This window comes from Hydrocarboniphaga sp. FW305-C-57, assembly GCF_058783045.1.
In genome coordinates, this window is sequence record NZ_JBYSYG010000007.1 from 103,276 (window position 1) to 124,133 (window position 20,858).

At 66.6% G+C, this 20,858-nt stretch carries 16 protein-coding genes; 12 read left to right on the top strand and 4 right to left on the bottom strand.

Annotated features, from left to right (window positions below; genetic code table 11):
• Positions 1-4 precede the first annotated feature (4 nt).
• From trbE to AC3WUM_RS15350, 12 genes are all read left to right on the top strand, one after another.
• Positions 5-2,464, top strand: a complete 2,460-nt coding sequence (gene trbE, locus AC3WUM_RS15295) for a conjugal transfer protein TrbE (protein WP_492411178.1) — start codon at positions 5-7, stop codon at positions 2,462-2,464.
• Positions 2,461-3,186, top strand: coding sequence for a P-type conjugative transfer protein TrbJ (gene trbJ / locus AC3WUM_RS15300; RefSeq protein WP_492411179.1), 726 nt, complete (start codon positions 2,461-2,463; stop codon positions 3,184-3,186). Before trbE ends, trbJ begins: the two co-directional genes overlap by 4 nt.
• Positions 3,187-3,198: 12 nt before the next feature.
• Positions 3,199-3,516, top strand: coding sequence for a hypothetical protein (locus tag AC3WUM_RS15305; RefSeq protein WP_492411180.1), 318 nt, complete (start codon positions 3,199-3,201; stop codon positions 3,514-3,516).
• Positions 3,513-4,898: a P-type conjugative transfer protein TrbL gene (gene trbL, locus AC3WUM_RS15310; RefSeq protein WP_492411181.1), complete on the top strand. Its 1,386-nt coding sequence runs from the start codon at positions 3,513-3,515 to the stop codon at positions 4,896-4,898. Before AC3WUM_RS15305 ends, trbL begins: the two co-directional genes overlap by 4 nt.
• Before the next feature lie 12 nt (positions 4,899-4,910).
• On the top strand, positions 4,911-5,615 hold the full coding sequence (gene trbF / locus AC3WUM_RS15315; RefSeq protein WP_492411182.1) for a conjugal transfer protein TrbF: 705 nt from the start codon (positions 4,911-4,913) through the stop codon (positions 5,613-5,615).
• A complete protein-coding gene (gene trbG / locus AC3WUM_RS15320; RefSeq protein ID WP_492411183.1) occupies positions 5,612-6,616 on the top strand; it encodes a P-type conjugative transfer protein TrbG in 1,005 nt (334 codons plus the stop codon). The genes trbF and trbG overlap by 4 nt, the downstream gene beginning before the upstream one ends.
• A gap of 2 nt (positions 6,617-6,618) precedes the next feature.
• Positions 6,619-7,893 (top strand): TraB/TrbI/VirB10 family type IV secretion system protein, encoded by a 1,275-nt coding sequence (locus AC3WUM_RS15325; RefSeq protein WP_492411184.1) that lies wholly within the window; start codon positions 6,619-6,621, stop codon positions 7,891-7,893.
• A complete protein-coding gene (locus AC3WUM_RS15330; protein WP_492411185.1) occupies positions 7,890-8,135 on the top strand; it encodes a DUF2274 domain-containing protein in 246 nt (81 codons plus the stop codon). The genes AC3WUM_RS15325 and AC3WUM_RS15330 overlap by 4 nt, the downstream gene beginning before the upstream one ends.
• A gap of 159 nt (positions 8,136-8,294) precedes the next feature.
• Positions 8,295-8,903, top strand: a complete 609-nt coding sequence (locus tag AC3WUM_RS15335) for a TetR/AcrR family transcriptional regulator (protein ID WP_492411186.1) — start codon at positions 8,295-8,297, stop codon at positions 8,901-8,903.
• 31 nt (positions 8,904-8,934) lie between these two features.
• Complete coding sequence (locus tag AC3WUM_RS15340) at positions 8,935-9,801, top strand: 3-hydroxyacyl-CoA dehydrogenase (RefSeq protein WP_033474862.1); 867 nt, start codon at positions 8,935-8,937, stop codon at positions 9,799-9,801.
• A 24-nt stretch (positions 9,802-9,825) separates the two neighbouring features.
• A complete protein-coding gene (locus AC3WUM_RS15345) occupies positions 9,826-11,595 on the top strand; it encodes an oleate hydratase (protein WP_492411187.1) in 1,770 nt (589 codons plus the stop codon).
• Between the two features lie 182 nt (positions 11,596-11,777).
• Entirely contained in the window at positions 11,778-14,138 is a 2,361-nt protein-coding gene (locus AC3WUM_RS15350) for a heavy metal translocating P-type ATPase (protein ID WP_492411413.1), read from the top strand.
• 484 nt (positions 14,139-14,622) lie between these two features.
• On the opposite strand, the gene AC3WUM_RS15355 is transcribed toward AC3WUM_RS15350, so the two are convergent.
• From AC3WUM_RS15355 to AC3WUM_RS15370, 4 genes are all read right to left on the bottom strand, one after another.
• Positions 14,623-16,065 (bottom strand): hypothetical protein, encoded by a 1,443-nt coding sequence (locus tag AC3WUM_RS15355; RefSeq protein WP_492411188.1) that lies wholly within the window; start codon positions 16,063-16,065, stop codon positions 14,623-14,625.
• Positions 16,066-16,120: 55 nt separating this feature from the next.
• Positions 16,121-17,932, bottom strand: coding sequence for a vWA domain-containing protein (locus tag AC3WUM_RS15360; RefSeq protein WP_492411189.1), 1,812 nt, complete (start codon positions 17,930-17,932; stop codon positions 16,121-16,123).
• A 54-nt stretch (positions 17,933-17,986) separates the two neighbouring features.
• Positions 17,987-19,105 carry a HupE/UreJ family protein gene (locus AC3WUM_RS15365; protein WP_492411190.1) on the bottom strand — a complete coding sequence of 373 codons (1,119 nt, stop codon included), beginning with the start codon at positions 19,103-19,105 and terminating at the stop codon, positions 17,987-17,989.
• Between the two features lie 220 nt (positions 19,106-19,325).
• Positions 19,326-20,258 (bottom strand): LysR family transcriptional regulator, encoded by a 933-nt coding sequence (locus AC3WUM_RS15370; protein ID WP_492411191.1) that lies wholly within the window; start codon positions 20,256-20,258, stop codon positions 19,326-19,328.
• Between the last annotated feature and the right edge of the window lie 600 nt (positions 20,259-20,858).

Genomic DNA, 20,858 nt, shown 5'->3' on the forward strand with positions numbered 1-20,858 from the left:
CGCGATGCTGAACCTCGCCGAATACCGCCAGCGCCCGGCCTTGCTTGCGGACTGGCTGCCCTGGGCCGGACTGGTCGCGCCGGGCGTGGTCTTGAACAAGGACGGCAGTTTCCAGCGCACGGCCAAGTTTCGCGGGCCTGACCTCGACAGTGCGACGCAAGGCGAGCTGATCGCCACGTCGGCGCGATTGAACAACGCGCTGCGTCGCATGGGATCGGGTTGGGCGCTGTTCATCGAAGCCGAACGCTGCGCAGCCGCCGACTATCCGCACTCGGAGTTTCCCGAGCCGCTGTCGTGGCTGGTGGACGAGGAGCGCCGCGCCACCTTCGAGGACTCGGGCAGCCACTTCGAGAGCGGCTATCACCTGACGCTCGTGTACCTGCCGCCCGAGGAATCGCGCGCCCGCGCGGCGGGGATGCTGTACGAGAACCGGCCCACCGAAGGCGTGGACTGGCGCGAGCGGCTGCAAGCCTTCATCGCGGAGACGGATCGCGTCTTTGACCTGCTCGATGGCGTGATGCCGGAAATCGCCTGGCTCGATGACAGCCAGACGCTGACCTACCTGCACACCACCATCTCGACGCGGCGCTATCGCGTGGGCGTGCCCGAAGTGCCGTTCCACATCGACGCGCTGCTGACCGACTCCGCGCTCGTCGGCGGCCTGGCGCCCATGCTGGGCGACCAGCACCTGCGCGTGGTGTCGGTGCGGGGCTTCCCGACCTCGACCTGGCCGGGGATTCTGGACGACCTCAACCGCCTCGGCTTTGCCTACCGCTGGAGTACGCGCTTTCTCTGCCTGGACAAATCCGAGGCGGAAAAGGAACTCGCCCGCCTGCGCCGGCAGTGGTTTGCCAAGCGCAAGAACGTGGTGGCGCTGCTGCGCGAAACGATCTTCCAGCAGGAAAGCCCGCTGGTCGATACCGACGCGAGCAACAAGGCGGCCGACGCCGATGCCGCCTTGCAGGAGCTGGGCAGCGATCAAGTCGCCTTCGGCTACCTCACCGCGACGGTGACGGTGCTCGATGCCGATCCGGCCGTGGCCGACGAGAAGCTGCGCATGGTGGAGCGCGTCATCCAGGGACGCGGCTTCGTCACCATCCCCGAAGCGCTCAACGCCGTGGATGCGTGGCTGTCCTCGATCCCCGGCAACGCCTACGCGAATGTGCGCCAGCCCATCGTCTCGACGCTGAACCTGGCGCACATGATGCCAGTGTCGGCGGTGTGGGCCGGGCCAGAGAAGAACGCGCACCTCGACGGGCCGCCGGCCATCGTCACCCGCACCGATGGCGCGACGCCGTTCCGCTTCGTCACGCACATCGGCGACGTGGGGCACATGGCGGTGGTCGGCCCGACCGGCATGGGCAAGTCCGCGTTTCTGGCCGTGCTGGCGATGCAGTTCCGCCGCTATCCGCGCTCGCGCATCTTCGCGTTCGACATGGGGCGCTCGATGCGCGCCACCATTCTCGGGCTGGGCGGCGAGCACTACGACCTGGGCGTCGACGGCGGCATCGCGTTCCAGCCGCTCGCGCGCATCGACCGCGACGGCTACCGCACTTGGGCCGCTGAATGGATCGAGGGCCGCCTGCTGCACGAAGGCGTGACGGTTGGCCCCGATGAGAAAGCGGCCATCTGGTCGGCAATCGGCAGCCTTGCCGGTGCGCCGGTGGAGCAGCGCACGATGACCGGGCTTTCCGTGCTGCTGCAATCGAACGCGCTGCGCCAGGCGCTCGCGCCCTACGTGCTCGGTGGCGCCCACGGCAAGCTGCTGGATGCCGATCACGACCGCCTGGGCACGGCGGACGTGCAGTGCTTCGAGATGGAAGAACTGATGGGCGGCCCGGCCGCCGTGCGGTCGGTGCTGGGCTACCTGTTCGCGCGCTTCGATGAGCGGTTCGACGGTGCACCGACGCTGCTGATTCTCGATGAGTCCTGGCTGTTCCTAGACGACCCGATGTTCGCCGCGCGCATCCGCCAGTGGCTCAAGACGCTGCGCAAGAAGAACGTCAGCGTCATCTTCGCCACGCAGAGCCTTGCGGACATCCAGAACTCCAGCATCGCGTCCGCGATCATCGAGAGCTGCGCCATCCGCGTCTTCCTGCCTAACCCGCAGGCGACCGAGCCGCAGATTCGCACGATCTACGAGGGCTTCGGCCTCAACAGCCGGCAGATCGAGATCGTCGCCACCGCGCAGCCCAAGCGCGACTACTACTACCAATCCCGCCTCGGCAACCGCCTGTTCGACCTCGACCTGGGGGCGGCGACGCTGGCCTTCGCCGGTGCTTCCACGCCGCAAGACCAGCGCGACATAGACCGCGTGCTGCTGGACGCCGGCGCACCCGGCTTCGCGGGCGCCTGGCTGCGCCATCGCGGCCTCGATTGGGCGGCCGACCTGCTGCCCTCGTTCCCCGGCTTTGCGCCGGGTTCCCTCCGTACCACCGACCACCCACAGGAGAGCCTGTCATGAAGAAGCGTCTTATCGCCGCCGCCGTCGCGGCCATGCTTTGCACCGCCACCGCCCATGCGCAATGGGTCGTGGTCGATCCCACGAACCTCGTGCAGAACACGCTGACCGCGATCCGCACGCTGGAGCAGATCAACAACCAGATCCAGCAGCTCCAGAACGAAGCGCAGATGCTGATGAACCAGGCGCGCAACCTCGCCAGCCTGCCGTCCAGCGTGGTGAACCAGTTGCGCGCCAACCTGGCGACGACCGAGCGGCTGATCGCCCAGGCCCGAGGCATGGCCTACGACGTGACGAACTTCGATTGGGAGTTCGCGCGCCTGTATCCCGAGCAGTACGCCGCCACCGTCAGCGGCGACCAGATGTACCGCGACGCGCAGGAGCGTTGGAGGAACACGCTCCACGGCTTGCAGACCACCATGCAGATGCAGGCGCAGGTGTCGCAGAACCTGGGCGAAGACGAAAGCGTGCTGGCCGACCTTGTGGGCAGGAGCCAGTCGGCCGAAGGCGCGTTGCAGGCGATGCAGGCCATGAACCAGTTGCTCGCCTTGCAGGCCAAGCAGTCGATCCAGTCGCAGCGGCTCCAGATCACGCAAGACCGGGCGGCGTCATTGGAACTGGCGCGGCAGGCGGCGGCCACGGAGCGCGCCCGCGAAGTGCGGCGGCGCTTCCTGGGCGAAGGCACGCCGTACACGCCACAGCGCGTGGACTTCTACGGTAACTGACGGGAGGCCGCCATGCGATGCGTCCTCGTCCTGTGTGCCGCGCTGCTGGTCGCTTGCAGCGAGCAACCGGCCGACCATCTTGCCGATGCCCTGGCCGACGATCCCGTGCGGCTCAAGGCATTGCGCGCGCAATGCGCAGCCGACCGGCAGGCCACGGGCGAGGACGCTTGCCGCGCAGCCGCCGAAGCCTTCCGGCGGCGCTTCTTCTCCGGCCAGGCCGGGCCGGACGAATACCAAACGCTGGCCGATTTGCCGCCGATCCCACCGAGCTTCGATGAACCGGCCGATGGCGAATCGCCGGCTTCATCCGATCAAGAGGACGCGAAATGAATGACGTGACCATCATCGACCGCTTCCTCAACATCTTTTCCACCTATATCGACTCGGGTTTCGGGCTGTTGCAGGGCGAAGTGGCGTTCCTGACCGCGACGCTGATCGTCATCGACATGACCATCGCCGGGCTGTATTGGGCGATGAGCCACGCCACCGGCCAAGGCGAGGACGTGATCGCCAAGCTGCTGCGCAAAGTGCTCTACGTCGGGGCGTTCGCTTACATCATCGGCAACTTCAACTGGCTGGCCGGCATCGTGTTCCGCTCCTTCGCCGGCCTGGGCCTGACCGCCACCGGCTCGGCGATCACGATGGAGAACTTCTTGCAGCCGGGCCGGCTGGCGAAAACCGGCATCGACGCTGGAGCGCAGATTCTGGAGCAAGTCGGCGAGATGGCCGGCTTCCCCGAGGTGTTCGTGAACCTCGACGCCATCACAGTGATGTTCCTCGCCTGGCTGGTCGTGGTCTTGTGCTTCTTCGTGCTGGCGATCCAGCTTTTCATCACGCTGATCGAGTTCAAGCTGACCACGCTCGCCGGCTTCGTGCTGGTGCCGTTCGCCTTGTGGAACAAGACCAGCTTCCTCGCCGAAAAGGTGCTGGGCAACGTGGTGTCGGCCGGCATCAAGGTCTTGGTCTTAGCTGTGATCGTCGGCATCGGTTCCGGCCTGTTCGCCGAGTTCCAAGTTCATCCCAACGAGCCTTCCATCGACCACGCGCTGGTCATCATGCTGGCCTCGCTCACCTTGCTGGCGTTGGGGATCTTCGGCCCTGGCATCGCCACGGGCCTTGTGTCCGGTGCGCCGCAGCTTGGCGCCGGCGCGATGGCTGGCGCCGCCATCGGCGCTGCCGGGACAGCGGTGGCCGTTGGCGCTACCGCGACGGGCGTAGGTGGTGCCGTCATGGCCGGGGCACGCATGGCGCCGGCCGCCGCCAAGCTCGCCGGCAGCGGCGCGCGTGCCGCCGCCTCGACGGCCAGCAGCGCGCGGTCGGCGTTCCAGGCCGGTTCCGCCGCCGCAGGCGGTGGCGCGAAGGGCGCGATGGCCGGCTTGGGCAACGTCGCCAAGACCGGCGCGCAGTCCGCCGGGCGCGGGATCGCATCCCGTGCTTCCGCTGCTGGGCAACGCATGGCAGCTCCCTTCCACTCCGGCTGGAACGGCTCTGCTGCTGACGATGGCGCGGCGGCCGGTGGAGCCGGGGCATCCGGCCAGGCCGCCGCAGGCGAGGCCACTTCCGGCGCAGCCAATGCGCAACCCGCTTGGGCCAAGCGGCTGCACCGCCGCCAGCAACTCACGCATGCCGCGACCACCACCGCGCACACGCTGCGCGGTGGCGATGGCGGCGGCTCGGGCCAAGGCCCGAGTCTGCGCGATTCCGATTCATAAGGAGAACTGACCATGCGATTCAAGCGACCGCAGGTGCGCTATGCCGACACGCCGCAGCCTTCCACGCCGTACCAAGCTGCCGGCCAGGTGTGGGACGAGCGCATCGGCTCGCCGCGCGTGCAGGCGAAGAACTGGCGCCTCATGGCCTTCGGCTGCCTGACGCTCGCGTTGCTGATGGCTGGCGGCCTGGTGTGGCGCTCGGCGCAATCCATCGTGACGCCCTACGTGGTGGAGGTGGACAACGCAGGCCAGGTGCGCGCCGTGGGCGAAGCGGCCACGCCGTACCGGCCCAACGATGCGCAGACCGCGCACCACATCGCGCGCTTCGTGACGCTGGTGCGCTCACTGTCCATCGACCCGATCGTGGTGCGGCAAAACTGGCTGGACGCCTACGACTACACCACCGACAAAGGCGCGGCCGTGCTCAACGACTACGCACGGGTCAACGACCCGTTCGCGCGCATCGGCAAGGAATCGGTGACGGTGCAGATCACCAGCGTCGTGCGCGCAAGCGATACGTCCTTCAACGTGCGCTGGACGGAACGCCGCTACGTCAACGGCGCCGCGGCCGGCCTGGAGCGGTGGACGGCCGTGGTGTCCATCGTGCTCCAGCCGCCGCGCACCGAGGAACGCCTACGCAAGAACCCCCTGGGCATCTACGTCAACGGCTTGTCGTGGAGCCGCGAGCTGGATTCTTCCGAAGGAGCCAAACCATGAATGCACTTTCCCGTATATCCGCCTTGCCGGTAATCCTGCTGGCTTCGACTGTCTTGTTCACGGGCTGCGCCACGCAAGGCAAGCCGCCGCCAATCATCTCGCTCGATGAGCCGGTGCAGGCGCAGCCGCTGCCCGAACCGCCCGCGCCGGTTGAGGTGGTGGCCGTGCCCGAGGTGCTGCCGATGCCGGCGCAGTTGAAACCGGTGCCCGAGGCCGAGGACGCCAAGCCCGTGCCGGAGCCGACAGACGAGAAGGTGCGCGTTTCGCGCGCCAATGCCGAGGCCCGCGTCGCGCCCACGCGCGAGGGCTACGTCAACGCGATTCAGGTGTGGCCCTTCACGGATGGCGCGCTCTATCAGGTCTATGCGGCCGTGGGCCGCGTGACCGTGATTTCGCTCCAGCCGGGCGAGGAACTGGTGACGGTGGCCGCCGGCGATACCGTGCGCTGGATCGTGGGCGACACGTCCAGCGGCAGCGGCGCCGACCTGCGCGTGAACGTGCTGGTCAAGCCGATCCGCTCGGGACTCAAGACCAATCTCGTCATCACGACCAGCCGCCGCACCTATCTGCTGGAGCTGACCTCGACGGAAAAGACGTGGATGGCATCGGCGTCCTGGGAGTACCCGCGCGACCGGATGCTGGCCTTGCAGCGCCAGGCGCAGGCGGCCAGCGCCGCAGCGCCGGTCGATACCGGGCTGGCGCTGGAGAACCTGCGCTTCCGCTACGCGATCAGCGGCAGCAATCCGCCGTGGAAGCCGCTGCGCGCTTTCGATGACGGCGAGAAGGTCTATATCCAGTTTCCGGCGGGCATCGCACAAGGCGAGCTGCCGCCACTGTTCGTCGTCGGCGCGCAGGGCGATGGGCAACTCGTGAACTATCGCTTCCGCTCGCCGTACTACATCGTGGATCGGCTGTTCGGCGCGGCCGAACTGCGCCTGGGCGGCGACAAGGGCGACGTGGTGCGGATCGAGCGCGCGGACGGCGTTGCGCGGAGGAACTGACCATGAGCCAGGACGACACCCCCGACTTTGCCACGCCGCAGGCGGGCAAGGTAGCGCCCGAGGCGGTGGCGTTACGCGCCCAGCCGCGCCCGGTCACGCGCCTGAATCGGCGCACGCTGGCCATCCTCGCCGGCGGCCTTTCGATCGCCGTGCTCGGGGCCACGATCTGGTCATTGCAGCCACAGCGGCGCGGAGCCAGCGAGCAGGCCGAGCTTTACAACGTCGATCGCGTGTCGAAGTCCGAAGGGCTGGACGCGCTGCCAACCGATTACTCGAAGCTGCCGGCCTTGCCGCCCGCCGCACCCGAGCTGGGGCCGCCACTACCGGGCGATCTTGGCCCGGCCATCGTGAACTCGCAGCAGCCGGTGACGCCGTCCTATACGCCGCCGGGTCACGATCCCGAGGACGCCTTGCGCAAGGAGGCTGATGCGGCGGCGGCTTCGTCGGTGTTCTTCCGCTCGGGCGGCCAAGGCCAGGCCGCCTCCACGGTGGCGCAGGCGGCGCCTGGCGCTGCCAGCGCGCTCGCGGCCTTCGACCCACTCGCTGCCGGGCCGGCCTCGGTGGCTTCGCAGCCAGCCGACCCGACCGCCGTGCAGAACCGGCAAGACCAGAAAGAGGCATTCCTGAAAGGCGACTCTACGGAAACCCGCAATTCCGGCAACCTGGCGCTGCCGGCATCGCCTTATCAGGTGATGGCGGGCACGGCGATCGCCGGCGCGCTGGTGACAGGTATCAAGTCGGACTTGCCCGGCGACGTGATCGCCACGGTGACGGAGCCGGTCTTTGACACGGCCACGGGCAAGCTCCTGCTGATCCCGCAGGGATCGCGCATCCTCGGGCGTTACAACAGCCAGGTCAGCTACGGGCAGAGCCGCGTGCAGGTGGTATGGAACCGGGTCATCCTGCCCGACACGTCCTCGCTCACGCTCGACAACCTTGTCGGCACCGACCCGGCCGGCTACGCCGGCCTGGAAGACGACATGGACTGGCATTGGGATCGCATCGTCGCGGGCGCTGTGCTGACGACGCTGCTGGGCGTGGGCGCCGAGCTGGCCGCGCCGGAAAACCGCCAGGACGGCGACCGCATCGTCATCGCCGGACGCGACAGCGCACAGGACAGCATCAATCAGGTCGGCCAGGAGATCACCCGGCGCAACATGAACATCCAGCCCACGCTGACCAGCCGGCCCGGCCTGCCGGTGCGGATCATCGTCAACCGGGATCTGGTGCTGCGGCCGTACCAGCCACTGTTCTTCAACCGGGGAGCCTCGCAATGAGCACGGCCAAGAAGCTGCGGCTCGGGCCGCTGCCCAAGACCGAGAGCGTCAAGCTGACCTTCGCTTGCCCGGCCAGCCTGAAAGCCGACCTCGACCGCTACGCCGCGCTGCACGCCCAGGCGTATGGCGAGGCCGTCGATGCGACAACCCTGATTCCGTACATGTTGGAGGCCTTCATGACGGGCGACCGTGGATTCAAAAAGGGGGGGGCGACCAAGGTCGGCTCCCAGAACTCAAGCTGACGCGGTCAGTTTCCATTGGGTGGCATCGGACAGGATGACCATGGGATAGGTTGCAAAAAGGGCCACAAAACGGAGTAGACTCATTATCGAGTTCACTCATTGGCTAGGCTCATGCACGAGACTGATGCGACCCTCCGCCAGGGCCGGCGCGACCGCAACATGCAAGACAAGCACGGCCGCATCTTCCAGGCGGCCGCAGCGCTGTTCGAGGCGCATGGCTATACCGGCGTCACCACGCAAGCGATCTCCGAGCGGGCCGACGTGGCGGCGGGCACCTTGTTCCGCTACGCGTCTTCCAAGGACGAGCTGCTGATGATGGTCCTCAACCAGGCGCTGCGCGCGGGTCTGGCGCAGGGTGCCGAACAGGCCCATGCGCTGCGTGACCCGGTGGATGTGGCGGTAGCCATGGTTGCGCCCATCCTGCAGTTGGGCAGCCGGCACGCGGAAAACCTGGCGGTCTACCAGCGCCAGCTGATGTTCGGCGCCCCGGGCGAGAAATACCGCAACGAAGGCCTGGCACTGCTGGCCGGGCTGGAGGCGGCCGTGGCCGCCGGCCTGCTCGAGCAGGCCGGCGCGCGCGGCCTGCCGGCACGCCCGGAGCTGGCGCGAGTGGCCAGCATCTCGATCTTCGGCGCTGCGCATCTGGCGGTCTCGCGCGCCTCCACCGGCGCCCATCCCGGCCATGTCCCGATGGACGACCTGCGCGCGCAGGTCCGGCAAATCGTGGACGGCTATTTCGCGGGCCTGGCTACCGAAGGGCCAGCCTAGCCCTGTTCCCTTCGATACAAGGAGTTGTGCTTTGGACAAGATTAACAAGGTGACGGTGCTGGGCACGGGCGTGCTGGGTTCGCAGATCGCGTTCCAGACCGCCTACAGCGGCTTCGAGGTATCGGTCTACGACATCGACGAGGCGGCCATCGCCAAGGCGCGGCAGCGCCTGGACGGGCTGGTCGAAACCTACGAGGAGGAGGTGGCCGGCGCCGACGGCGACAAGCTGCACGCCGCATTGGCGCGCATCGCCTTGCACACCGACCTGGGTGCGGCCGTGGCCGATGCCGACCTGGTGATCGAGGCCATCCCCGAAGTGCTGGAACTCAAGCGCCAGACCTACGCCAGGCTGGACCGGCTGGCGCCGGAGAAGACCATCTTCGCCACCAACTCGTCCACGCTGCTGCCGAGCGCGATCCAGGACGCCACCGGCCGACCCGACCGCTTCATCGCCCTGCATTTCGCCAACCAGATCTGGAAGTACAACACCGCCGAGGTGATGGGCACGCAGGACACCGACCCGAAGGTGTTCGACGCGCTGCTGGCTTTCGCCGCCGACATCGGCATGGTGCCCATCGCGCTGCATAAAGAAAAAGCGGGCTACGTGCTCAACTCGCTGCTGGTGCCGCTGCTCAACGCGGCCGCCGAGCTGGCCGCCGGCGGCTATGCCGACCCGCACGACGTGGACAAGGTCTGGCGCATCGCCACCGGCGCGCCGCTGGGGCCGTTCCAGATCTACGACATCATCGGCCTGACTACGCCCTACAACATCCTGTCCCACGGCAACACCCACACCCAGCAGCTGGCGGCCTGGCTGAAGGAGCACTACATCGACCACGGCAAGCTCGGCGTCGCCTCCGGCGAGGGCTTCTACCGCTACGACAAGACCCCGAACTGACCCCTCATAAGGAAAGGACAACGCATGTACTACAGCAGCGGCAACTACGAAGCCTTCGCCCGCCCGCGCAAGCCGGCCGGGGTGGAGAACAAGACCGCCTGGTTCGTCGGCTCGGGCCTGGCTTCGCTGGCCGGCGCGGCCTTCCTGGTGCGCGACGGACACATGCCCGGCGAGCGCATCACCATCCTGGAGCAGCAGGCGATCGCCGGCGGTGCGCTCGATGGGCTGGACGTGCCCGAGAAGGGTTTCGTGATCCGCGGCGGGCGCGAGATGGAGGACCACTTCGAGTGCCTGTGGGACCTGTTCCGCTCGATCCCCTCGCTGGAGATTGAAGGTGCCAGCGTGCTCGACGAGTTCTACTGGCTCAACAAGGACGATCCCAACTACTCGCTGCAACGCGCCACGGTGAACCAAGGCGAAGATGCGCGCACCGATGGCCTGTTCACGCTCAGCGAGCAGGCGCAGAAGGACGTGATCAAGCTGTTCCTGGCCACGCGCGAGGAGATGGAGAACAAGCGCATCGACGAGGTGCTGGGCCGCGACTTCCTCGACAGCAACTTCTGGCTCTACTGGCGCACCATGTTCGCCTTCGAGGAATGGCACTCGGCGCTAGAGATGAAGCTGTATCTGCACCGCTTCATCCACCACATCGGCGGGTTGCCGGACTTCTCGGCATTGAAGTTCACCAAGTACAACCAGTACGAGTCGCTGGTGCTGCCGCTGGTGAAGTGGCTTCAAGGCCACGGGGTGAAGTTCCAGTACGGCACCGAGGTGACCGACGTCGATTTCGACATCGCCCCGGGCCGCAAGCAGGCCACCCGCATCCACTGGAAGCGCGACGGCGCCGATGGTGGCGTGGACCTTGGCCCGGACGACCTGGTGTTCATGACCATCGGCTCGCTGACCGAGAACTCGGACAACGGCGACCACCACACCCCAGCCAAGCTCGATGAAGGCCCGGCCCCGGCCTGGGACCTGTGGCGCCGCATCGCGGCCAGGGCACCGGACTTCGGCCGCCCGGATGTGTTCGGCGCGCATATTCCCGAGACCAAGTGGGAGTCGGCCACCGTCACCACGCTGGACGCGCGCATCCCGCAGTACATCCAGAAGATCGCCAGGCGCGACCCGTTCAGCGGCAAGGTGGTCACCGGCGGCATCGTCAGCGTCAAGGATTCGAGCTGGCTGCTGAGCTGGACGGTCAACCGCCAGCCACATTTCAAGAAACAGCCCAAGGACCAGATCGTGGTCTGGGTGTACTCGCTGTTCGTGGACACGCCCGGCGACTACGTCAAAAAGCCGATGCAGGCGTGCACCGGCGAGGAGATCACCCGCGAGTGGCTGTACCACCTAGGCGTGCCGGTGGAGCAGATCGACGAACTGGCCGCGACCGGCGCCAAGACGGTGCCGGTGATGATGCCGTACATCACCGCGTTCTTCATGCCGCGCCAGGCCGGCGACCGGCCCGACGTGGTGCCGGAAGGCGCGGTCAACTTCGCCTTCATCGGCCAGTTCGCCGAGTCCCGGCAGCGCGACTGCATCTTCACCACCGAATACTCGGTGCGCACGCCTATGGAAGCGGTGTATACCCTGCTGGGTGTGGAGCGCGGCGTGCCAGAGGTGTTCAATTCCACCTACGACGTGCGCACGCTGCTGGCGGCGACCGGCCGCCTGCGCGACGGCAAGGTACTGGACATTCCCGGCCCGGCGTTCCTGCGCAACCTGCTGATGAACCGGCTCGACAAGACCCAGATCGGCGCGCTGCTGCGGGAGTTCAAGCTGGTCACCGAAGATTGAAAACGCCGCGCGTGTAGACGCACGGCCTCATGCCGGGAGGCTCCATGCACACACCTCATCCGCCTGCCGGTCAGGCAAGCACAAGCGACAAGACCACCAGCCCACAGGTGGAGCATGGCCCTGGTGCGCACGGCCCTGGCAGCGCGCACCAGGTCACGCCGTTGCACGACCCGGTCTGCGGCATGGCGGTATCCGGGGACTCGCCGCACCGCGTCGAGCATGCCGGGGCCACGCAGGTGTTCTGCAGCGCCCGCTACCTTGAGAAGTTCGTCGCCGAGCCCGATCGGTATCTCCGGTCCGTGCAGGCGACCGCTGCGGTGCCATCCGCCCCTGGCGGGCACGGGGCACACCATGGCGAACATGCCGCACGGGCCGCTTCTGCCTCGCAGGCAACAGGGGCGCCGTCTCGCGCCGGGATGCTCTACACCTGCCCCATGCACCCGGAGATCCGCCAGGACCACCCCGGCACCTGCCCAAAGTGCGGCATGGCCCTGGAGCCGGAATTGCCCAGCCTGGAAGACGACGACAACCCCGAGCTGAAGGACTTCTCGCGCCGCTTCTGGTGGACGCTGCCGCTGTCGGTGGTGGTCATGCTGCTGGCAATGGCCGGCCACCGGCTGCACCTGTTCGACATGGCGACCCAGAGCTGGGTGGAACTGGTGCTGGCCGCGCCCGTGGTGCTGTGGGCTGGCGCGCCGTTCTTCCAGCGCGGCTGGCAATCGCTGGTCCATCGCAGCCCCAACATGTGGACGCTGATCGGCCTGGGCACCGGCGCAGCCTTCGTCTACAGCGTGGTGGCCACCGTGGCGCCGGGCGTCTTCCCCGCGTCCTTCGTCTCGATGGGGCGGGTCAACGTCTACTTCGAGGCGGCGGCGGTGATCATCTCGCTGACGCTGCTGGGACAGATGCTGGAACTGCGCGCGCGTTCGCAGACCTCGGCAGCGATCAGGTCACTGCTGGGGTTGGCGCCCAAGACCGCCCGGCGCGTGCGCGAGGATGGCACGGAGGAGGACGTGCCGCTGACCCACGTGCAGGTGGGCGACCGCCTGCGCGTGCGGCCCGGCGAGAAGGTGCCGGTCGACGGCATCGTGCTCGAAGGCGCAAGCGCGCTCGACGAGTCCATGCTGACCGGCGAGCCGCTGCCGGTGACCAAGCGCGCAGGCGACCGGCTGATCGGCGCCACCCTCAACACCAGCGGCGCGCTGCTGATGCGCTGCGAGCGGGTCGGTACCGACTCCGTGCTGTCGCAGATCGTGCAGATGGTCGCCCAGGCGCAGCGCTCCAAGGCGCCCCTGCAACGCATGGCCGATGGCGTGGCCGGTTGGTTCGTGCTGGCCGTGGTCGGCGTGGCCATCGTCACCTTCTTCGCCTGGGGGCTGTTCGGCCCCGCCCAGGGCTGGGTGTTCGGCCTGATCAACGCGGTCTCGGTGCTCATCATCGCCTGCCCGTGCGCGCTGGGCCTGGCCACGCCGATGTCGATCATGGTGGCGACCGGGCGTGGCGCCAGCCAGGGCATCCTGTTCCGCGACGCGGCGGCCATCGAGAACCTGCGCAAGGTCGACACGCTGATCGTGGACAAGACCGGCACGCTGACCGAGGGCCGCCCGGCCTTCGACCGGGTGGTGCCCGCCGAGGGCTTCGCCGCCGAGGAGGTGCTGCGCCTGGCGGCCAGCCTGGACCAGGGCAGCGAGCACCCGCTGGCCGACGCCATCGTCCGCCAGGCGCGCGAACAGGGCATCGCCTTGGATGCGGTGGAGCAGTTCGACTCGGGCTCGGGCATCGGCGTGCAAGGCCGCGTCGCCGGCCGTTCGCTGGCGCTGGGCAACACCGCGCTGATGGCCCGGCTCGGCGTGGCCGTCGAGGTGCTGGCGGCGCCGGCCGAGGCCCTGCGCCGGGAAGGCGCCAGCGTCATGCACCTGGCCGTGGAGGATCGGCTGGCCGGGCTGCTGGCCGTTTCCGACCCGGTCAAGGCGAGTACGCCCGAAGCCCTGTCGGCGCTGCACGCGGCGGGTATCCGCATCGTCATGGCCACCGGCGACGGCGTGACCACCGCCCGCGCGGTGGCCGCGCGCCTGGGGATCGACGAGGTGCACGGCGAGGTCAAGCCCGAGGACAAGCTGGCGCTGGTCGAGCGCCTGCAGGCCGAGGGTCGGGTGGTGGCGATGGCCGGCGACGGCATCAACGACGCCCCGGCGCTGGCGCGCGCCGACGTCGGCATCGCCATGGGCACCGGCACCGACGTGGCGATGAACAGCGCCCAGGTGACCCTGGTCAAGGGCGATTTGCGCGGCATCGCCGTGGCGCGCGGGCTGTCGCAGGCCACGGTGGCCAACATGCGCCAGAACCTGGCGTTCGCGCTGGTCTACAACGGCCTGGGCGTGCCGCTGGCCGCCGGCGTGCTTTACCCGCTGACCGGCTGGCTGCTCTCGCCGATGTTCGCGGCCCTGGCCATGAGCCTGAGCTCGGCCTCGGTGGTGGGCAATGCGTTGCGGCTGCGTGCGCAGCGGAGCAGCCTTGGGCCGGATTCTAGCGCGGCGTCCTAGACGGCCCCCTGACTCGTTGCGTCGGACGCCATCCTGTCTGCGACGAACGCGATCGGCCCGAAGTCAGTCTGCAGCGCATCGAAGACCAGTCCTGTTCGTGCCTGACGATCCGATCGTGCTGGTGAACAGTTGGGGTCGGCCGCCAACTCGCGTCTACCTTGAGAAGCAGCCCGTTGCCGCGCACCCTGCGATGGTCGTGGTGCCGATCTGGATGTGCGTATAGGCCTCTCGGGATCCCACAGGTTGCCCGGATCTTTGAGTGGCGGTTCGCGACAAGCGGGGACTATCATGACTATACGATCTTGCCTGCCGTGTCTTCCCTGGGGTTACCTCCGCGAAGCGCCTATGCGGCACCTGGCTAACAAAGGGGCAGCAGCAAGCGATGGTCAGAATCTGGCCTAACCTGTTGCCCCACAAGACCTTTCGCACTGCTAAACGTCTGTGCCAATGACTTGACAGCGGACATTTTTCATCGCCGAGAGTCTTACGAGGCGTGGGCATACAGCGGCATCACCGCCGTGCGACGCACCCAGCCGACGTGATCCTGATCGATCGCGATCTGCGACCAGGTCAGGAAGCTGCGGCGCGTCTGCACGATGGTGCCGGCGTTGGCGGGCGAGGTTTCTTCGCGCGGAACCAGATCGGTCGGCGCCGGGCTCAGGTTGATCGGTTGCAACAGGATGCAGGCGCTCGCGTCATGCAGCTTGCCGTAGGCGTTCCAGCTGCCGATCGCCAGCGTCATGAGCAGCAGGCCGGCCGCGATGCCGCTGCCTCCGCCGATCAGCAGCGGCTTGCGCATCGGGAGGTAGATCGACAGCACCAGCGCCGTGAGGCTCGCAGTGAGCAACAGGCCTGCGAACAAACCGAGACGCTGCCAACCCGATGCCGACAGCAGCGCCGGAATGCGCTGATACCAGCTGCCGAACAGCATCGGACGCAAGGTGGAATCCACGGCCTGTGCCTGCGTGATCGCATAGCGCAGGTTGTCGCGCGTCTCCTTCGCCGACGGATTGAGCAGGAACGATGCGGTGGCATGCGCGATCGCGGCGTTCCAGTTCTCGTGCTGGATGTTGTAGGCGGCGACGTTGTAGTGCGCGGCCCAGTCGTTCCAGTTGGCTTCGAGCGCCTTGAGCGCGGCTTCGTTCGCCGTGGTCAGATCGACGATCGCGGCCGCGGCCTCATCGACATCGGCATGTGCAGGCTGCACGCTCATGAAGCAGCTCATCGCGAGCGTGGCTGCGGCCAGCGAGGGAATCCAGTAGGCGAGGCGGTTCGGAAACAGGCGCTCGCGACGCGGAGGCACGACGGCGGCCGCGGCTTTGGAAGCGTCGTCGAGCCAGCCGCTCGGCGCCTTGCCGCCGGCTGCGAACAGACCGCGCTCGGTGGCCTGCCAGAGCTCGCGCCAGTTGCGCGTGACCGCTTCGTCGCCCGTGAGCGACAGCGCGGCCTGCGTGACCTGCTTGGCGGTCGGCGCGGAAACGCCGACGCCCCAGGTGCGTGCCGCGGCGCGCAACCAGGCGTGCAGGTATTGTGGCTCCAGCGTGCCATTGGCTCTGCGCATCCTGGCGAGCAGCTTGCGCAGCTCGCGCACGCCGGAGCGGCGCAGGCGCGTCGGATCTTCGTCGAGCGCCCGCTTCCAGGCCAGTCCGATCCAGGTCGCAGCGGGCAGCACGAGTGCGAGCAACAACAGCCAGGCGGGATTGAGCGCGCTCGGCGTGTTGCCGTTGCTGCCGAGCGGCAATGCGTCGTAGTGCACGGGCGGCGGTGCTTTGGGCTCGGTGCTGTCGCTTTCGTCGGCACTCGCCACGGCCGCTGCGGTCTGGTCCGCAGCAACAGCCGCAGCATGGTGCACCGATACGGCGCACAGCAGGCTGCCGCAGAGCAACCAGGGTTTCAGGCGGTCGCGAGCACTGGTGAAAAAGGTCATGGTCACAGTGGTCTGATGATGATCGTGGCGGGCGTTCGTCGAGTGATCGAGCCGATCACCAGTCGAAGGCATTGCTGTCCTGCTGCTCGAGGCTTTCGGCGAGCAGCTGATGCAGGCGGCCCGGAGAGTCCTTCTTGTTCACTTCTTCGAGCCGCTTCATGTTGAGCGCGAGAATCGGATCGTTGCTGACGTCGTTGCCGCCCGAGCCCGAGCTGGCTTTCGCCGTCATGCGCGCACGCTTCGGCGGCGGTGGCAGCTTCTTCGGGCGTGGCGGCGCGAGCTTCTGATCCGACGTGAGTTCGCCGAGCGCCGCGTCGGTCTTCGCCGACGAGCCCTGGCCGAACGAATCGCTGGCCGCCTGCGAACTGCTCTGCCCGGTGACTGTCGGAGGATTGTCTTCCTCGTCGAGCTGCTCTTTCTTGGCCTGCGATTCTTCCTCGCGCTTGGCTTCTTCCTTCTCGATCGGCTCGAGCATCGCGGTGAGCTGGCTGCGGTAGTAGTTCCAGTCGGCGACGGAGGTATCGAGCTTTTCGCCCTGGTAGGTGGCGTCGATCGCATCGCGAATGACGCCTTCGGTGACTTCGGTTTCGGTGCGCTGCGAGTCGAGTCCGTACTTGATGGTCTCTTCGACGAGCAGGCGCAGGTCGTAGGCGTCGTAGTCGTATTCGGCGAGATGCTCGGTGATCGCGCGCACACGCTTGATCGGATTGCTGTCGAAGACCTCGCGCACCTCGAAGCCGGCATCAGTGTCGAAGTGCGCGCGGGCTTGCGGAGCGGCCGCCGCGATGGCGATGGCCAGCGTCGCCCCCATCGCGAGTGCGGACTTGAGCTTGCTTCCACCCGTGTACTGCTTCTGCCGGATCTGGCGCGGACGCGGGCGCTGCTGGAATTCCTTGAACAGGCCGTAGAGCCCGAGCAGGATCGCGGGTAGCAGCACCCACTGGAAGCGCTCTTTCTGCGTGTTGCCGGATTCCTTGTTGAAGCGGCCCTTGCGGCCTTTCTCGACGGTGTCGGCGAGCAGCGCCTTGACGTCGTCGATATCGTTCAGCGAGCTCGCGTTGATGTACTTGCCGTTGGTGCGCTTGGCGATCGCTTCGAGCGTCGTCGTGGTCAGCTTGGAGTAGATGGTGTCGCCGTCTTCGTTGACCAGATAGCCGCCTTCGCCGTCCGGAATGAACGCGCCTTTCTCGGTTCCGAGGCCCATCGAGACGATGTGCACGTCGCGTTCGATCAGCGCGTCGAGCTTGGCGTTCCAGCCGTCCGTGCTGCTCTCGCCGTCGCTGAGCACGACCAGATAGCGATCGGTGTCGGCGGTTTCGCTGAAGCCCTCGAGCGCGGCCTGCAGCATGCCGGTGTAATCGGTGCCGCCCTGCGGCAGGTAATCGGTATCGAGTATCGGCAGGAACTCGCGAATGATGTGGTAATCCGGGCTCAGCGGAACCTGCACGAACGAAGTGCCCGAGAACACGACCAGGCCCACGCTTTCGCCCTTGAGGCTGTCGAGCAGATCGGTGGTGATCTTGCGCGCGTGCTCGAGACGCGAAGGTTCGACGTCCTCGGTGAGCATGCTGCGCGAGAGATCGAGCGCGATCATGACTTCACGCGTGTTCGCGAACATCTCTTCGGTCTGCTCGCCCCAGCGCGGCTTGGCGAGCGCGAGTATCACCAGGGCGATGGCGCCGAGCGTGATGAAAGCCGGGCGCATCGCTTGAGGCGCGGCGAAACGCACTCGGTTGCCGAGTATCGACACGCGCCGAATGACCTGCCAGCGCGGCTTGGGCGCCTGCATCGTGAGCCGGCGAATGCCGACCGCCGCGATCAGCGGGAAGATCAGTGCGAGCAGAAACCAGGGGTTGCCGAAACTCATCGATGAAGCTCCTGGGCGGCAAATGGCGCAGCGCCCATTATTGGTCTCAGAGGGTTATCCACCGAAAGCGCGCTGCACGAACCACACGACGGCGCACAGGCAGGCGAGGGCGGAGCCCACATGCAGCACGCCGATGCGATAGAAAGCGGTCTTGCGCAACGCGAATGCGATCGGAAGAAATGCGGCTACGATCGCGAGCTGGCCGAGCTCGACGCCGAGATTGAATGCGAGCAGCGTACGCCCGATCGGCCCCGCGTCCAGATCGAGCTCGCTGAGCGCCCCGGCGAAGCCGAAGCCATGCAGCAGGCCGAACGCGAATGCGAGCCAGGCGCCACGCCCGCCTGCGGTCCTGGGCAAAAAGTTATGCAGGGCCGCGAGCGCCACCGAGGCCGCGATCGCCGACTCCACGAAGCGGCTCGGCAGACGGACCCAATCGAGCATCGCGCAGCTCAGCGTGATCGAATGCGCGACCGTGAAGGCGGAGACGATGACCACTACGCGCAGCAATGCGCTGCCGAAGCTCGAAGCCGGCTCGCGTCCATTGCGGGTGCGCTGATAGACGGCCGGGATCAGCAGCACGAGCAGGAACAGAATGTGGTCGTAGCCGATCCAGATGTGCCAGACACCGGATCGCAGGAACTCCATGAAGCCGCCGTCGAGCGCATCGTCCGCCGTGAACGTCTGCCTGCCGGTCTCGGCGGAGATCACGGCATTGTTGCGGCGCTTGTCGGGCCAGACGATCTTGAGATGGCAGGAGTGTCCGGCGTTCAGCTCGGCCAGCAAGGTGTATTCGACGCCGAGCGCGCGCGTCTGCTCGGGGAGCGGTGACTTGATGCGCGTGAGAATGAAGTCTTCGCCGTTCTGGCTGCCGAACAGCAGGCGGTCGAACGACAGCCCCAGCTCGACTTCGTCGACCACGACATGCAGGTTCGAGCGCAGGTATTCCTCGATGTCGGCCTTGCGGGCGTTGATCTCGTCGCCCTTGATCTCACCATCGCCGTTGGTGTCCAGATGCAGGGCGGCACCGAGATCGGCGAGCTTGATCACCCATTCCCCGCTCAGGCTGCTCTCATGCACTTCCAGCGTCAGGTAGGCCTCGTTGGCTACATGCGCGCCCGCCGCGCCCGATAAAAGGACGGTGAGAGCGCAGAGAGCCCGGAGCAGAGATTTCATGAAATTTTATTTAATTTTGTCTCTATCGGCGTTTTCCGGCTCCGATGAGCACATTAATACGAATTCGTCGATCTGTTCATGGACGATTCTCGAATAGGGCACCAATTTGGGTTCCTAATTTGGAATCAGACCTTCCGACGATAGTGCACCAAATAAGTGCAAGCAAGGAGATGGCCGCACCGCCGCCCTTACCCTGCGAAGGTAAGGGCGGCGTCGATGATCAACGGGCCAGCGCGAGCTTGGGCATCGTCGGCTGGATGGCGCCGATGCAATCGCTGGCGACGTTCTTCACGCACTGCATGAAGCTGCGCTGCACGCTGTTGAGCGGGCCGTCGATGCGGTAGACCGCATAAAGCGGCACCGGCACCGCCGGCTCGACGAGGCGCACCTGCAGTTCGGGGCCGCTGTTGGCCGCGGTGAACGGGTCCACGAGGGCGAAGCCCTCGCCATTGGAGACCAGATCCTTGGCGATCTGATAGGTCTGCACCCAGATCGAGACGCGCGGCGGCGGATCGAGCAGTTCGAGGTGCGTCTGCAGCTTGCGGCCGAAGCTGTCGGACGTCGTGATGCCGACCATCGGAGCGTCTTCGAGATAGTCCATGCCGATCGGCATGCAGGCCTCACGCGGGCTCCAGCTGCCTGCGGGCGCGATCATCGCCAGGGAACCCGTGCAGAGGGGCTCGCAGCGCACGTCGGGGTGGTTGAGCTCCTGCAGCGTGAAGCCCACGTCGACTTCGCGCAGCACGATGGACTTGAGCATGTCCGGAGAATGCTGGGTGGAGAGCTCCACCGCGGTCTGTCCGAGCTGGCGGCGCAGGCGGGTGATCGACTTCGGGATGATCGCGTTCGCCAGCGTCGGCGTGCTCACCACGCGCAGCAGGTAGTTCTCGGCGCGGGCGATGTTCGAGGCCAGGCGCTGGAGGTCGCGAAGCTCATCGAAGATGCGCTCCATCTGGCCCTTGAGCATCTGGCTTTCGGGAGTCAGATGCAGGCGCCCCTTGGCTCGCACGAACAGCGGAAAGCCCAGGCGCCGCTCGGCCTGCTGCAGCAGCTTCGTTGCCGCCGGCTGCGAGATATTGAGCAACGAGGCCGCATCCGTAAGGGTTCCGGCCTGAACGATGGCCTGGAACATCTCGATGTAGCGGAGATGCATCGTCCCGATGGTCGAGACAGGAAAATCAGAGGATTGCGTCTTTGCGTCCATATTGATTTCACCGACTTAGTGAAATCCGAAAATCGCAGCATTCATGCCACGGAAAGCTTGGAACCGGGGACATGGGCCATGACAAATTCGCATAGCACTGCCGGCCGGCGGCCGTGACCTCCACCGGGCGGTCGCCCGGGCTCTCGTGGAGGGGTAAACCCTCATAAACAGGCAGGAAAGCCCACCTGATCGGGTAGTCAGACGGTGGCTCGGCACCGATATGGAACGGCGATTACCAGAACCGGGCGCGGTTGTTGCCTAGTGGGGCAAGTGCATAACACGAGGTTATGAACTTTCGCGTCTTTTTCATTGGTCGGCCCCAAAACCGCTTGCTAGCGTGAAAAAAGGGTTGAGCTAGCCGATCGCCGTTGAGACACACCAGCGAGCGATTGGTTTCATCAACGAATGCAGAGATCTCGCATTCGCCGCTGGCTTCCTTTCACCGCCGCTTCGCTGGATGTCCTAGGTAAAGCTGCGTAGGGAAAGCGCTTGGCCCCGTTCGCATAAGGGTTTTGCTCTCATGCAACTCGTCACGTCAGCAGTGACGCC